Below are 15,293 nucleotides of genomic sequence, written 5' to 3' on the forward strand. Positions count from 1 at the left end.
CGATCTGATTGATTTTGTGAGACTTCTGACCGCTTTGGTCTCGTTCTTCACAGCGCTCGTCGGGCTTTCCGAGGCACTCAAGCAACGTTCGAAGCAACGTAAAAGGGGTCGCCGCCGCTAAGGCGTTGACCCCTTAATCCAAGCAACGGCGCTGCCCAGCTTTCCAGAACTTGGGCTGCCGTCGACACTATTCTACCCACGAATGACATTTTGGACAATCGGTAATGCCGCTCTAAAAGCCTGGCACAACCGGCACAACCTAGGCGGTCGCTGGATGTGACAAAGAGGCTGCCCCTTCGTCACATCCTAAATATTGCCTTTACGTGTTGATACACACGGTGTGCAATAATACTCGCACTGTGCAATAGCGCACAGACTGAGTAACAAGGAGGACGCTTGTCCCAGCTCGAAAAATGCGACCGCCGGTCCCTTCGCTCGCAGCGTGCCCTTCGCCAGGCACTTGCCAGCGAGCTTGCCGAAAGCGGCGACCTTTCGCGCATTAATGTCGCGTCGCTCACCGAGCGCGCTGGCCTTACGCGCCGCACGTTCTATTCGCACTACCGCGATATCCCCGACTTTATCAATCAAATCGAGGACGGCTTGCTGGCCGAGATCCGTGAGCGCATTGAGCTCATCACCGCAGCTCAGCTGCCCGATCTCTATCACAACATCGATGAGCTCGAGCCGGCACCCGGTTCGGTTGAGTTGCTGCGCTACCTTGCGGCCAACCGCGATTTAATCGGATCGCTGCTGGGCCCGGGCGGCGACCCCGCCTTTATTAAAAAGATCATCGATACCGCACGCGAGGCCGTGGTGCCGCGTGCACAGACGGGCATTTTGGGCCTGGCGCTGGGCACGTTCTTTGACTACTACGTTACCTACGTCGTGAGCGCCGAGGTCGGCATGATTCAGCGCTGGTTTGAGCGCGGGCTCACCGAATCGCCCGAGGCCATGGCGCGCATTATGACGGTGCTCGCTTTTGTGCGCCCTGGTGATCTGTATGGCCAACCCATCGATATCAACGTGCCGGAATACGGCATGAAGCTATTGAACCTGCAGCTCGAGGACGCGGTCGACACCACCGCAACCGTCGAGTCCAACAACTAAGAGGAGAGACAATGAGCAAACTCGTCGAGGGCATTAAAGACCGTGTGGTCGCTGCCGCACGCGAGGCTGCGCCCGCCGTGGTGGACGCCGCGCAGAAGGCCGCGACTGCCGCTGCCGAGAAGGTCGCCGAGGCGGTTGCCGAGGCCAAGAACGCGGCAGGGGAGACGTCCATCGCTAGCGAGCCCGCCACCGCCGCTGAGCCCGTAGCCGTCACCGCCGCCCACGCCCCCGAAGGCGCGATCTTCAACCCCGAGAACGCTCGTGGCAACCTGCACTTGGGCATCGACGTGGGTTCCACCACCGTTAAGCTCGCCGTGCTCAACGACGACAACCAGATCGTCTATGCCAAGTACCAGCGCCACCACACCGACGTCCGCGCCTGCGCTCGCGACCTGTTCGAGGGTGCTGCGACCGTGCTGCCGACGGCCCAGATGACCTGCGCCATTACCGGCTCGGGCGGCCTGCTGCTGTCCCAATGGCTCGACCTGGAGTTTGTCCAGGAGGTCATCGCCAGCAAGCGTGCCGTCGAGACCCTTATCCCGGCCACCGATGTCGCCATCGAGCTGGGCGGCGAGGACGCCAAGATCATCTACTTCGACAACGGCATCGAGCAGCGCATGAACGGCACCTGCGCCGGCGGCACTGGCGCGTTCATCGACCAGATGGCCACTCTGCTGCACACCGACGCCAGCGGCCTCAACGAGCTCGCGGCCAACGCCACCACCATCTATCCAATCGCCAGCCGCTGCGGCGTCTTTGCCAAGACCGACGTCCAGCCGCTGCTCAACGAAGGCGCCCGCCCCGAGGACGTGGCGGCCTCCATCTTCCAGGCTGTCGTGACCCAGACTATCTCGGGCCTGGCGTGCGGCCGTCCCATCCGCGGCAACGTCGCCTTCCTGGGCGGCCCGCTGCAGTACCTCTCCGAGCTGCGCCACCGCTTCTACCTTACGCTCAACCTGGACGAGGAGCACCGCATTGTGCCCCAAAACGCTCACCTGTTTGTGGCGAGCGGCGCCGCCATGGCGCATGAGTCCAACAAGCTCAGCACGTTCCCGCAGCTCATCGAGGCTATCGATGCCCTGGGTGACACACAGGGTGCCGAGGTCGAGCGCCTGGATCCGCTCTTTGCCACCGACGAGGACTTCGCCGAGTTCAAAACCCGCCACGACCAGGAAGTCGTCCCCAAGGGCAAGCTCGACGGCTACACCGGCCGCGTGTTCATTGGCATCGACGCCGGTTCCACCACCATGAAGGCCGCGCTCGTGGGCGAGGACGGCCAGCTGTTGCACACCTGGTACGGCAACAACAACGGCGACATCCTGGGCACGGCCAAGGTCATCATGGCCGATTTCTACAACCATATCCCTGCAGGCTGCACCATCGGCCACGTGACCACCACGGGCTACGGCGAGGCGCTGCTCATCGAGGCCCTCAAGGCCGACTCCGGCGAGATCGAGACCGTCGCGCACCTGCGTGGCGCCAAGGCATTCCTGCCCGGCGTGGAGTTCATTCTGGACATCGGCGGCCAGGACATGAAGTGCCTGCGCGTCAAGGACGGCGTTATCGAGCACATCATGCTCAACGAGGCCTGCTCGTCGGGTTGCGGTAGCTTTATCGAGAGCTTCGCCGTCTCTATGAACATGGACGTGCGCGCGTTCGCCGACGCCGCCATCCATGCCAAGGCCCCGGTCGACCTGGGCAGTCGCTGCACGGTCTTTATGAACTCGCGCGTCAAGCAGGCGCAAAAGGAAGGCGCCACGGTGGGCGACATTGCGGCCGGCCTGTCCTATTCCGTCATCAAGAACGCCTTGTTCAAGGTCATTAAGCTGCGCGACCCCAAGGAGATCGGCAGCCAGGTGATCGTTCAGGGCGGCACCTTTATGTCCGATGCCACGCTGCGCGCGTTTGAGCAGCTCACCGGCGTTCATGCCGTGCGTCCCGACATCGCCGGCTGCATGGGCGCCTATGGTGCGGCCCTGCTCGCCCGCGATCGCGCCGGTGCCGATGGCACCTCGACCATCCTTTCGGCTGAGGACATCGCGCACCTTACCGTGACGCAAAAGCATGTCCGCTGCGGTCGCTGCTCCAACAACTGCCAACTCACCGTCAACGACTTTGGCGGCGGCAGGCGCTTCATTACCGGCAACCGCTGCGAGAAGGGCGCCGGCCACAAAAAGCAAAAGACCGAGGCCCCCAACCTCTTCAAAAAGAAAAACGAGCTGCTCTTTGACCGCGAGGTGCTGAGCCCCGACGAGGCCCCGCGTGGTACCGTCGGCATCCCGCGCGCGCTCAACATGTACGAGAACTACCCCTTCTGGCATGCGTTCTTTACGCGCTTGGGCTTTAGCGTGCAGCTGTCCGACCAGTCGAGCAAGAAGACCTACCAGGCGGGCATCGAGTCCATGCCGTCCGAGAGCGTGTGCTATCCGGCCAAGATGAGCCACGGCCATGTGATGAACCTTATCGACCGCGATGTCGACTTTATCTGGATGCCGTGCGTGCGCTGGGAGCGCAAGGAGGATCCGACCGCTGGCAACTGCTATAACTGCCCCATCGTCATGAGCTACCCCACGGCGCTGGCGCTCAATATTGACGAGATTCGCGAGCAGAACATCGAGTTCCTGTACCCGTTTGTGCCCTATCACGATAAGACCGAGCTCAAGCGCCGCCTGTACCAGGTGCTCGCCGTCGACCGCGTGGCCGATGCGCAAGCCGGTCGCGGTCGCGTGCGCGGTCCCAAGATCACGCGCTCCGAGGTCGATGCCGCCGTCAACGCTGCCTTTGAGGCCGACGCGCGTTTCCACGAGGATATCCAGACCATGGGCGAGGAGGCCCTTAAGTGGGTCGAGGACCACGGCGGCCACGGCATCGTACTCGCCGGCCGTCCTTACCATAACGACCCCGAGATCAATCACGCCCTGCCCGAGCTTATCTCGAGCTTTGGCTTTGCGGTCTTTACCGAGGATTCGCTTGCGCACCTAGTGAAGCCCGAGCGTCCGATTCGCGTCGTCGACCAGTGGATGTACCACAGCCGCCTGTACGCCGTCGCCCGTTTTGTGACGATGCGCAACGACCTGGACCTGATCCAGCTCAACTCCTTCGGCTGCGGCCTGGACGCCCTGACCACCGACCAGGTGCAGGAGATTCTGGAAGCCAGCGGCAAGATCTACACCGTGCTCAAGATCGACGAGGTATCCAACCTGGGTGCCGCGCGCATTCGCATCCGCTCGCTCATGGCCGCGCTTAAGGACCAGGAGGCCGAACGCCTGGCCGAGGCCACGGCCGCGGGCGAGACTTACGAGCAAGGCGACGCCGCGCCGGTGGCGCCCTCTACGGATGCCCCCGCGTTTGCGAGCCGCAAGTACACGTTCGAGGCGCAGCGCGAGAGTGCTTCGACCGCGTGGCCCAAGGTGCCCTTTACCGAGCAGATGCGCGAGGAGGGCTATACCATCCTGTGCCCGCAGATGGCGCCGATCCACTTTGACCTGGTCAAAGAGGTATTCCGCGGTGCCGGCTACAACCTGGAGCTGCTGCCCTCGACTGACCACGATGCCGTCGAGGCCGGCCTGCGCTACGTGAACAACGACATCTGCTATCCGTCGATCCTGGTGACGGGCCAGATCATGGAGGCCATCGAGAGCGGTCGGTACGACCTGTCCAAGACGGCTGTGGTCATCAGCCAGACCGGCGGCGGCTGCCGTGCCACTAACTACATCGCGCTCATCCGCAAGGCGCTGCGCGAGAGCGGCCACCCCGAGATTCCGGTAATCTCGCTTTCGGCCGTGGCGCTGGGCGAGGACAACCCCGGCTTTAAGGTTACGCCGGCGCTGCTTAAGCAGGCGGTCTACGCGGTGCTCTTTGGCGACGTGATGATGCAGATGCTCTACCGTTGCCGCCCGTACGAGGCCACGCCCGGTGCTGCCAACGCACTCTACGAGGAATACATGGCGCGTGCCCGCAAGCTGGCGCCTAAGTTCAACAGGCACAACTACACCAAGCTGTGCCGCGAAGCCATCCGCGCGTTCGACACCATGCCGCTCGTGGGCGAGGGCACCAAGCCGCGCGTGGGTGTGGTCGGCGAGATCCTGGTCAAGTTCCACCCTACGGCCAACAACCATGTGGTCGACGTGATCGAGCGCGAGGGCTGCGAGGCCGTGGTGCCGGGTCTGCTCGACTTCTTCCTGTACTCCATGAGCAACGCGGAGCTGCAGAAGGACGAGCTGGGAAGCTCTGCCACTACGCGCGCTGGTATGCAGGCGCTCATCAAACTCGTGGACTGGATGCGTACGCCGGTGGAGGAGATGCTCGAAAGGTCCCGCCGCTTTGAGGCTCCCGAGCGCATCGGCACCATGGCCGACAAGGCCCGCACAGTGCTTTCGGTGTGCAACAACATGGGCGAGGGCTGGCTGCTCACGGCCGAGATGCTCGACCTGATCGACCACGGTGCGCCCAACATCATCTGCACGCAGCCCTTCGCGTGCCTGCCCAACCACGTGGTGGGCAAGGCCGTGATCAAGGAGCTGCGCCGTCAGCACCCCGAGAGCAACATCGTTGCAGTGGACTACGACCCCGGTGCGTCTGAGGTCAACCAGCTCAACCGTATTAAGCTCATGATCAGCGTGGCAAAGGAGAACATGCGCGCTGGCAAGGGCTTTAAGCTCGAGAAGGTGGCGCCGCTCGCGATGGACGAGGTCACCGGCCAGATGCGTGCCCATGATGGCTGCGTGAGCTGCGGACCGGCCAGCGAGGAGGCCGTTGCATCGGTCGCCAAGCGTCTGGGACACGGCATTAAGAAGTAGCTGGCCTGCTATGGGCTGGATATGAGACAAACGGGTGGTAGCCGTACCGGCTACCACCCGCTTTTTCTGGACATATGTTGCGTAAATGACCTTGCTACAGCCTTCCGTGGGCTTGTCCGATTTTTGGGCCGGTTCGGGCTTTGAGGACAAGTTGCTGCAGGCCCAAGGCGATTTTTCGCTCAATGCGGGCCAGCACAGTGTGACCTATCTGCCAAACGACGATACGGTAACAACCGGTCGCTACCAGGTACTGCTGTACGACAACAACTTTGGCGCGGCCGAGAGCTATCCCAAGTTCGACTGGGGCCAGCTGGGCGCCGCGGTGGTGACCGACTACAGCAAGGGAACGCATTCGTTTGGGCGCATCTTTACGGTGGACGAGAACGCGCGCACCTACGAGCTCGAGGACCAGGTCGCAGTGCCGTTCTCGGGCTACGTAAGCAGTGCACAGCGCGTCGGCGATTCAGATAGTATGCTCGTGGCATCGGGCCAGGCCAAGACCTTTACCGAGTACGATCGCTATGGACTGCCCATCGCCACCTACGAGATGGAAGCCGAGAAGTACATCTACCGCGTGTACAAGTACGAGCTGTAGCGCTGCGCTTGGCTGTGCCTGCGCCCCGCGGCTGCGCTCTCGTGCCGGGCCCACCTCGCGTCCCGCATCACTTTACGTCAAACTCCACACGATCGAGCTCGGGCACATTGAGGTCGATGAGTTTGCGGGCGACACGGCGGTCGTGCGCCCCAAGCGCCTCGCCTGTCGTCACATGGGCGACGATTTCGCGCTCGACGATGCCTTCTTCGTCCCCTTCGGTGGCCGAGGTCTCGACGGCGACGGTGTAATCCTTAAAGCCCGGCAGCACCGCGGCAAGCTCGCGCGTGGTCTCGGTGACGCCGTAGCCGTCCTGCACGCCGGCCTGCGCCGATCCAATGGAGCCTGCGGTCATAACGATGCAGGGGATGGCAAAGATGACCGTTCCCACGATGATGCGGCGGCGCACTTTGCGTGACAGCTCGTTGACCTCGGCGTTTTCCTTGGCGGTCACAATGCCGTCGCCGTTCAGGTCGCGCTTGAGCGGCACGCGCAAAAGAAGCAGCACGGCTTCGGCAGCCAGTGCGATAAAGACTACATTGATGCCAAACTCGTAAAGCGCCGAGAGAAACAGCGACCCGCTTGCGATGGCGATGCCGTAGCCCGCCGCGCACAGGGGCGGCATGAGCGCGGTCGCCACGGCTACGCCGGCGATGAGCGTGGCGGGTTCCTGGTCGCGCGAGTTGCCCAGGCCACCCGCAAAGCCGCCCGCGAGCGCGACGGCAAGGTCCCAAACAGTCGGTGTCGAATTGTCGATGATGGCGGCCGTGGTGGTGCCAAGGGGCGAGAGCTTAAAGTACAACGTGGACGTGACCAGGCAAAAGGCCATCTGTAGAGCCAAGCTCGCGACGGCCTCAAGGGTGATCTCGCGGTCGAGCGTGGCGATGCCGTATGCCATGGCAAGGACCGATCCCATAAGCGGGCAGATGAGCATGGCGCCCACGATGGCGATGTCCGAATCGATATCGAGGCCGATGCTTGCGATGAGCATGGCGATGATGAGGATACACAGGTGAGAGCCAGTCAGACGCGCCCCGTTTACAAAACGCTTGCGGATCACGTGATAGGGCGCGCGTCCCTCGCGAATGTTGAACGCGCGCTTTAAAAAGCGACCAGTCTGCTCGGCAGCCTCACTATGGGCAGGGCGGATGCCGTGGCGCCGGTGATGGCGTTCGCGTAGTCGCTTGATCTGTTGTTTGTCGAGTTCCATGTCCACCTCGTTCCAGCGCGGTCCGCGCAACGCGCCCGTTGTCCTAACTCTACACCGTGGCGGGCGGGGTGTCTGTTGGATGCAGAATCCGATAGGGCGGATGACGCGGGAGCAAATGCAAATCACAGGCTCAATTCCATCCCGCGAGAATATGATGCACCAGCTCCTTCAAATGTGACGAAACTGTGAAGCACGAGAGCGTGAATTTCAAAAAATACGCTGGTCGTCAATGTTGCGCAACAGAATTCAAAAATCGACAGCTACCGTTTGATACGTATGGATACATCCGTGTCAAAGGGAGAAAGCCATGGCAAACTACAGTCCACAACACTTTGAGCCTCGGGCCAAGACTGCCAACGTCAAGGGCGTTGCTAACCGCGCCGTCGCAACCGTTTTGACGGCGGGCCTCATCGCTCAGCCGCTCATGTCGCCGCTGGCGGCAATCGCCGCACCGTCAACCGATAACGGCGATTCTGTTCAGGGGGGGTAGTTCTGTAGAGAACACCGTTGCCGCCGGTAACCAAGCGGTCGTAAAGACGGCTGCCCAGCTGGCCGAGGAGTCGGCAAAGCAGCTCAAGGACGCTCAGGCCGCCTACGATGCCGCCCAGAAGAAGGCCGACGCGGCGGGCCAGTCTCAAAAGCAGGCACAGCAGCAAAAGAATCAGGCCTCGCAGGCCGTGACCGATAACGCCGCCGAGCAGAACGAGGCCGAGGTAGCCGCGCTTCAGGAGAAGATCGACGAGCTTAAGGCAGCCGTCGAAAAGACCGAGCAGCAGCAGAAGAAGCTGGGCGACCTGAACGATCAGCTCGAACAGGCCAACAAGAGTGTCGAGGATAAGACCCAGGCGCTCAAGGACGCCAAGGCAAAGCAGGATGAGGCCAAGAAGGCCCTCGATGATGCCCAGGCCAAGCTCGAGGCCATGGGTATGGACGAGTACGAGGCCGCCAAGAAGGCCGTCGAGGACGCGCGGGCAAAGCTCGATGACGCCAATAAGGCCGTTACTACTGCACAGGACAATCTGGACCAGGCCAAGGCTGCCGAGGCCAGCGCCCAGCAGGAAAAGCAGAATACCGAGGCAGCTTTGACGACTGCCCAGGCCAAGAAGCAGGAGACTGCCGCTGCTCTCGCAGCCGCAACCACCGCGCGCGATAACGCCCAGCAGAAGTTCAACCAGGCGCAGGCCGCGCTCGATGCTGCCGTCTCGGGTACGGGTGTTGACCTGAGTGCGCTTGAGGCCGCCAAGAAAGCTGCTGCTGGTGAGCTCAAGACCGCGCAGGCGGAGCTCAATGCCGCGACGGATGCCGACGCCACCGCACAGACAAATCTGCAGGCCGCCCAGGCTGCCGTCGCTGCCGCGCAGGAGAAGGCCAACGCCGCCAACGCTGCTGTAGCATCTGCCCAGTCTGCATACGATGCGGCAAACAAGGAGTACAAGGACGCGGCCAGTAAGCGTGACGCCGCGAAGACGGCATACGAGCAGGCCCAGCAGACCGAGGCCGACAAGAAGACCGCGTACGATAAGCTTGTCGAAGTTCGCAAGCAGAAGCGCAGTGAGTGGGAGGCAGCCTGCGCTGCTTCGAACGCCGCGGAAAAGGCTTATGACGCTGCTAATGTCCAGGTTGAGGCTCTTGAGCAGCAGATTGCTGACCTCAAGTCCAACATGACCGTTGACCAGGAAGTCATCAATAAGGGCATGCTCGGCTTTATGGCCTACATCAGCAACAGCAGCGATTTCACGGCTATGCAGAAATCGAACGCCAAGGACGCAATGGCTACACTCACCGGCGCTGACGACAAAGCCGAGTGGTATGACGATTACGTCGATCAGGACATGTCTCGCGACACCAATCCGCTTTCCTTGGAACAGCTGCGCAACGCCCTGACATATCTCGACACCCAGAACAACCTCCGCAAGGCGAACGGTCAGTCGGCGCTCAGCGTCAGCCTCCGCATGACCGCAGCAGCTGCACTCAACGCCTCATATTCATCGAATATTTGGGATCACTCGAACTGTTACTTCGATAATGCTGAGAATCTCGCAGGTGGTGGCGGTGCATATACCGGTGGTGAGACCGAGGATACCCTGGGCTGGCCCTACACCGGTCTCTACACTCAGGAGAAGGTTAATTACGAGAATTGGATTAAAAAGTACGGTGTGGATAGCGAGGCCGGCAAAGATCTCATGGCTCATCGCTATGATTCGTACTATATCTACCAAAACTATTACGATGTGTACCACGGTACAAAAGATAAGAATGGCAATCAAAGAGGAGACGCCTGCGGGCACTATCTCAACATTATCGATTCCGCTACGGTGGCTATCGGCATCGCGACCGGTAGCGGTAAGAACACCGATTCCGAGGTAACCATATTCGATTACAGCGCTGATGACACTCAGGCTGATTTCACTGTTTCCGAGTTCAAGAAGCTCGTCAACGACTACATCGATTCTGCCTATAACGCTGGCGGCACGCAGGCGCAGAAGGCGCAACTCAAGGAGCTTCAGGGCAAGCTCGCCGAGGCGCAGAAGAACTTTGGAACTACTAGGGAAGCTTACTTCGCAGCTGTAAACGGGCAGGATGCCGCCCAGGACGCTTTCACCGCAGCCGATGTGAACATGAACACCGCCAAGGGCGAGTACGAGAAGGCTCAGTCCGCTACTGCTGCCGCCAAGTCCGCCTACACCGCCGCCGAAGCCAAACTCAAGGGTATCGACGTCAAGACGCCCAAGACCAAGCTCAACGCCGCCAAGGGCGAGGCCGCTACTGCCCAGGCAGCTCTCGATAAGGCAAACGTCACGCTTGCTGACGGCAAGGCAAAGGCAACCGATGCCGCTGCTCAAAAGGCGAAGGCTCGCAGCGCCCGCGATGCTGCCAAGGTAAAGTCCGATCAGGCCAAAGAGGCGTATGACAACGCTACCGCTTCGGTCAAGGACCTTGCCGCCAAGTGCGATGCCGCCAAGACGGATCTTGCGAACAAGCAGGGCACGCTTGACGATGCCAAGAAGGCCGACGACACTGCCCAGGCTGGCGTTGACAAGGCTCAGGCCGCAGATGTGCACGCCGCGACCGCTCTTTCGGGCGCCAAGCAGGCAGTTGCCGCCAAGACGCAGACCCTGTCCGACGCACAGGCGAAGGCCAAGGCCGCCGAGGACGAGCTTGCCACCGCAAACAAGGCCTTCGAGCGCTTCGCCGGTGCCCAGAAGGCGGTCGACGACGCCAAGGCCGCCTATGACGCTGCCGTCGCCGGTGTCGCCGATGCCCAGAAGCAGCTCGAGGCCGCCAACGAAGCCGTCGTCGATGCGAACCTCGATATCTTCAAGGCCAAGGCCGAGCTTGCCAACGATGAGGCACTCAAGGCCGATCTTGAGGCTGTCGACCACAAGGCATCCCTTGCCGCGGGCACGACGGGCAACGAGAAGCTGGTCAAGCTGAACGCTGCCTACGCTCGCTATAAGGCCGCCGTCGATGCCGCCGCTGGCCTCAAGACTGCTCTGAGCGATGCCGATGCCAAGCTGTCCGATGCCAACGACGCCTATGCCGCCGCACTGGCCGAGCTCGGAGATGCCAAGGATGCCCTGGCTGCCGCGCAGGCCGAGTACGACAAGTATCATCCCAAGGCCGAGCCGCAGAGCAAGCCTCAGGCCAAGCCCCAGGTTACGCAGGCCGCCGCAAAGGCCCCCGTTGCCAAGAAACAGGCTGCGCCTGCCGCGCTCGCCCAGACTGGCGACAATTCCGCTCTTGCGGGCGAGGTGTTCGTCATCGGCGGTATCACCCTCGTGGCCGCTGGTGTGACGCTGAGCGATCGTCGTCGCAAGCAGATGTAGCGTTTCGAGCGTAGTTTCTGCAACGAACTTCGGTTCATAGCAGGAACGCTTCGATAGCTTAACCGATAAGGCCGGCGCGCTGTTAAACGCAGCGCGCCGGCCTTTCTTTGTTTCGATTTCAAAAAGCCCGGTCAGCAGCCGCAAAAGCTACCGACCGGGCAAGCCGTAGGCAATATGGTTGCTGTCGAGCAGCTGCTCGACTTAGCCCAGCAGGCTTAAGCCCACGGAGACAAATGCCAGGATAACGCCGACGATGGACTCGCCGCCGAGCAGGCCGCTGGCGACAACCAGGCCCTGCTCCTGGAAGGCGGCGTCCTTGGCAGCCCTCTCCTCGTCAGAAAGACCAGCGGTGGCGTCGCGGTGGGCGGACCACTTGTCGTAGGCGAGCTTGACGCAGGAGCCCAGGAATGCCGTGAGTGACATGTAGAACGGCAGGTACACGCCCAGGCCGATCATCATGGCCGGAATGCCGAGCCAGTACATGACGATGCCGGCGATAAAGCCGCCTGCGAACCACGGCACGCTCGGGATACCCGAGACCATGGTGGCGACCACGCTTGCCTGCGCGGCCACAAAGCTCTTGTCGGGGCCGAAGGCGTCCGGACCATAGGCGGTGACGAGCGCGACCATGACAGCGGCAGCGACCAGGGCGCCCACGATGCCGCCAATGGCCTGGCCGACCCACTGTGCGCGCGGGTTGGTACCCAGTACGGCTCCGGCCTTAAAGTCGTTCATGACGTCGCCAGCAAGGCCGCACGCCACGGCCACGATGCCGGCGATAAAGAACAGCTTGACCTGCGCGAGCTGCGCGAAAGCTGCCACGATGAGCATGACGATGAGGCCAAAGATCTCCATGGGATCGATACCCGTCTGGCCGCAGCTCTGAGCGCTCATAATGGTGGTGACAAAGGTGAACAGCGTGACGATGACGGCCGGAACGGGGCCGAGGTCGAGCGCGATGGCAACGATCACGGCGATGGCTGCGGTGCCCAGGCCGATGACGCCGGCGTCGAGCTTAAGCGAGCCCGAGATGAGCGACTGCTCGTCGGTGTCGGTGGAGCTGTCGGCTGCAAGACCGCGGACGATACCGGCGACCTGCGGCAGGATGTCCTTAAGGACGACGGCGACTCCAAAGCCCATCATAAGGCCCATACCGAGGGACTTGACGATACCCTGCGCGGTCACAATATCGAACAGGCCGGCAGCGGTGCCGCCAACGATGATGCCAAAGTTGCCCAGCAGCGCGCCGGCAAACCAGAAGGCGACGGGGGCGAAGCCCACCAAAAAGCCGATGGACAGCAACATGGGCGAGTTGTAGATGGCAAAGGTCACGCCGGGGATATTGAGCGTACACAGCATGCTGGGCACCACGCCCAGAGCGTCGCGCAGCACGCTGTAGATGCCTGCGATGGCCATGGAGCCAAAGAGCTGCTTGCCGGTCTTGCCGCCGGCCTCGGTGGCGCGCAGGGTCTGAGCTGCGGCGTTGCCAGTGGGGAACTCCAGCGCGGCGTCCACGATAAAGTGACGGTGGATGAGCGCTGTCGCCAGAAGGCCCAAGATGGTGCCGGCGAGCGCCACGATAAACATGTCGAGCCAGCTGATCTGGTCGGCATAGCCCAGCATCCAGGCGCCCGGGATGGTAAACGCCAGGCCGCCGGCGACCATGGCGCCCGCGGACATGATGGTGTGGGTGACGTTGGCCTCGTTGAGGCTGGCGTTGCCCATGAGCTTCAGGAAGAACAGCGAAATGACGGCAGCGAAAATGATCGGCCAGGGGAGTGCGCCCATCTTGAGGGCGGTATAGGCCGAGCTTGCCGTGATGATCACGCAGCCAAGGACGCCGATGACGACGCCGCGCAGCGTGAGTTGACCGCGCATCGAGGTACGGTTCGAGGGATTGCTCATATAGAACTCCTTTGCGTATATCCGCTTCCCCCGGGAGCGCCGCTACGGATACGGCGCGGGAAGTCGGGTTACCAAGGGCCGCCGCGTGAGCTCGCGCGCGACCGCGCACCAGTATAGCCGCAAGCTAGTCATTTTGGGACGGGGCTATTTTAGCTACCCCTGTTTGCCGGAGGGATATACTGCTGGGCAGACGAAAGGAGCGCCGACGATGCTTAATGGGTGCGCATATATATTGACGGTCGACGTGGGCAACACGTTCATTCGCTTTGGCCTGTTTGCAGAGGATTCGGCCGCGGCGCAGGAATGTCCGCTTGCGACGTGCGAGATCACCACGCCGTCGAGCATCACAGCAGACGAGGCGCGCATGCGTCTCGTGCAGGTCATGGCCGCACTGGCGGCCGATGCGGGCATGCCGGGTGTGCTCGTACCCGCCGCGGCCGTGCTGAGCTGCGTGGTCCCGGCGCTCGAGCGCCCGTGGAAGGCGGCGCTTTCCCGCACCTGCACGGGGCGCGTGCTCACCGTGGGGCCGGGACTTAAGACCGGCATGCCCGTGCACTACGACGATCCGGCCGAGATCGGCCCCGACCGCATCGCCGATGCCGTGGCGACCCGTGCCGTCTACGGCTCGCCGTGCATCGTGATCGACCTGGGCACTACGACCAATATCGAGGTCATCGATGCGCGCGGAACCTTTGTCGGCGGCGTCATCGCGCCGGGTCTGGCACTTGGCGCCCGCTCGCTTTCGGCCGCTGCGGCGCGCCTGCCGCAGGTCGAGCCCTCGGCACCCACACATGTGATCGGTCGCAACACGCGCGAGGCCATGCGCTCGGGCGTGGTCTTGGGCGAGGTGGCCCGTATCGACGGCATGCTCGACATGGTGCTTGCCGAGATGCGCGCGACCAAGGCGGCGGGGGAGGGCAGCGTGCCCATCGTCATCACCGGCGACGATGCCGAGGCGCTCGCGGCGTTGGTCGGCCACAGCCTGACGGTCGATGACGCGTTGACGCTTCGCGGCCTGGCCGAGCTCTACCACATCAATCAAAAGCCCCGTCGCGCGTAGCGATGGGGGCGGTGGGACAAAAACGTCTCCACCTTTCACCTGCTACAATGTGTCAAACTATTGCGATTTCGGAGGTGTCTGCCATGTCGGACGATCTTCATCAAACCGCGTCGGGCAAGCGCCGCGACGTTATTAGCTGGGACGAGTTCTTTATGAGCGTAGCCATCGCCGCGCAGCGCCGCAGCAAGGATCCCAATACGCAGGTAGGCGCGTGCATCGCCAGCACCAACCACCGCATCCTTTCGGTGGGCTACAACGGTACGCCCTCGGCACTCAACGACGACTTTTTCCCGTGGGGCACGAGCGATGACCCGCTACAGGACAAGCACAACTACGTAGTCCATGCCGAGGCCAACGCCGTGCTCAACTACCGCGGCTCGCTCAAAGACCTTGAGGGTTCCACGGTCTACGTCACGCTGTTCCCGTGCCATGACTGCGCCAAGATCCTGGCGCAGGTGGGCGTGGGCGAGGTTGTCTACCTGGACAATAAGTACGCCGACACCGACGACGGCCGCATCAGTCGCCGCATTCTCGACTCCTGCGGCATCAGCTACCGCCAGGTCATCGTCGATGTCCACATCGGCACCGGGGAACAAACTCAGCAGTAGCGGCAGCGTGTGCTAGCGCCGGGCGTCGGCAAAAGCAGCTAAAAAAGCCCCGTCCCAAATTGAACTGCCTCCCATTTCTTGGACACAAGAAATGGGAGGCCTTTTTATGGCTGGAAACGCTTTGTACGACGTCGGAATGAGACTGCGAGCGGCAGAGCTGCACGACGAGGGGCACGGCCGCGCGG

The 15,293-nt window shown here is 62.2% G+C and carries 9 protein-coding genes; 7 read left to right on the forward strand and 2 right to left on the reverse strand.

Annotated features, from left to right (window positions below):
• Positions 1-396: 396 nt before the first annotated feature.
• The 3 genes from AAAX31_RS09715 (at position 397) to AAAX31_RS09725 (ending at position 6,501) form a co-directional block, all read left to right on the forward strand.
• The gene (locus AAAX31_RS09715) at positions 397-1,107 is read left to right on the forward strand and encodes a TetR-like C-terminal domain-containing protein (protein WP_117770091.1); all 711 of its coding nucleotides are present in this window, start codon (positions 397-399) and stop codon (positions 1,105-1,107) included.
• An 11-nt stretch (positions 1,108-1,118) separates the two neighbouring features.
• Positions 1,119-5,906 carry a 2-hydroxyacyl-CoA dehydratase gene (locus AAAX31_RS09720; RefSeq protein ID WP_117847985.1) on the forward strand — a complete coding sequence of 1,596 codons (4,788 nt, stop codon included), beginning with the start codon at positions 1,119-1,121 and terminating at the stop codon, positions 5,904-5,906.
• 85 nt (positions 5,907-5,991) lie between these two features.
• Positions 5,992-6,501 carry an aryl-sulfate sulfotransferase gene (locus AAAX31_RS09725; protein WP_117770093.1) on the forward strand — a complete coding sequence of 170 codons (510 nt, stop codon included), beginning with the start codon at positions 5,992-5,994 and terminating at the stop codon, positions 6,499-6,501.
• 67 nt (positions 6,502-6,568) lie between these two features.
• Here the strand turns inward: AAAX31_RS09725 and AAAX31_RS09730 are convergent, their stop codons facing one another.
• Positions 6,569-7,708 carry a DUF389 domain-containing protein gene (locus AAAX31_RS09730; RefSeq protein ID WP_117770094.1) on the reverse strand — a complete coding sequence of 380 codons (1,140 nt, stop codon included), beginning with the start codon at positions 7,706-7,708 and terminating at the stop codon, positions 6,569-6,571.
• Between the two features lie 307 nt (positions 7,709-8,015).
• Between AAAX31_RS09730 and AAAX31_RS09735 the strand changes: the two genes are divergently transcribed.
• Positions 8,016-8,198: a hypothetical protein gene (locus AAAX31_RS09735; RefSeq protein WP_349077083.1), complete on the forward strand. Its 183-nt coding sequence runs from the start codon at positions 8,016-8,018 to the stop codon at positions 8,196-8,198.
• Positions 8,199-8,385: 187 nt separating this feature from the next.
• Positions 8,386-11,535: a CAP domain-containing protein gene (locus AAAX31_RS09740; RefSeq protein WP_117847989.1), complete on the forward strand. Its 3,150-nt coding sequence runs from the start codon at positions 8,386-8,388 to the stop codon at positions 11,533-11,535.
• Positions 11,536-11,736: 201 nt separating this feature from the next.
• Here the strand turns inward: AAAX31_RS09740 and AAAX31_RS09745 are convergent, their stop codons facing one another.
• Positions 11,737-13,440: an OPT/YSL family transporter gene (locus AAAX31_RS09745; protein WP_117847991.1), complete on the reverse strand. Its 1,704-nt coding sequence runs from the start codon at positions 13,438-13,440 to the stop codon at positions 11,737-11,739.
• A 208-nt stretch (positions 13,441-13,648) separates the two neighbouring features.
• Between AAAX31_RS09745 and AAAX31_RS09750 the strand changes: the two genes are divergently transcribed.
• Positions 13,649-14,500, forward strand: coding sequence for a type III pantothenate kinase (locus tag AAAX31_RS09750; RefSeq protein WP_117847992.1), 852 nt, complete (start codon positions 13,649-13,651; stop codon positions 14,498-14,500).
• Between the two features lie 83 nt (positions 14,501-14,583).
• The gene (locus AAAX31_RS09755) at positions 14,584-15,108 is read left to right on the forward strand and encodes a dCMP deaminase family protein (RefSeq protein WP_117847994.1); all 525 of its coding nucleotides are present in this window, start codon (positions 14,584-14,586) and stop codon (positions 15,106-15,108) included.
• Positions 15,109-15,293: the final 185 nt, after the last annotated feature.

It is taken from the genome of Collinsella sp. CLA-ER-H5 (genome assembly GCF_040092375.1).
Lineage (GTDB): Bacteria > Actinomycetota > Coriobacteriia > Coriobacteriales > Coriobacteriaceae > Collinsella.

What these genes read in the sequence shown, in the direction of transcription:
- AAAX31_RS09755 (WP_117847994.1), top strand. Translation starts at nt 14,584, where the DNA reads ATGTCGGACGATCTTCATCAAACCGCGTCGGGCAAGCGCCGCGACGTT.
- AAAX31_RS09745 (WP_117847991.1), bottom strand. Translation starts at nt 13,440, where the DNA reads ATGAGCAATCCCTCGAACCGTACCTCGATGCGCGGTCAACTCACGCTG.
- AAAX31_RS09720 (WP_117847985.1), top strand. Translation starts at nt 1,119, where the DNA reads ATGAGCAAACTCGTCGAGGGCATTAAAGACCGTGTGGTCGCTGCCGCA.
- AAAX31_RS09730 (WP_117770094.1), bottom strand. Translation starts at nt 7,708, where the DNA reads ATGGAACTCGACAAACAACAGATCAAGCGACTACGCGAACGCCATCAC.
- AAAX31_RS09725 (WP_117770093.1), top strand. Translation starts at nt 5,992, where the DNA reads ATGACCTTGCTACAGCCTTCCGTGGGCTTGTCCGATTTTTGGGCCGGT.
- AAAX31_RS09750 (WP_117847992.1), top strand. Translation starts at nt 13,649, where the DNA reads ATGCTTAATGGGTGCGCATATATATTGACGGTCGACGTGGGCAACACG.
- AAAX31_RS09735 (WP_349077083.1), top strand. Translation starts at nt 8,016, where the DNA reads ATGGCAAACTACAGTCCACAACACTTTGAGCCTCGGGCCAAGACTGCC.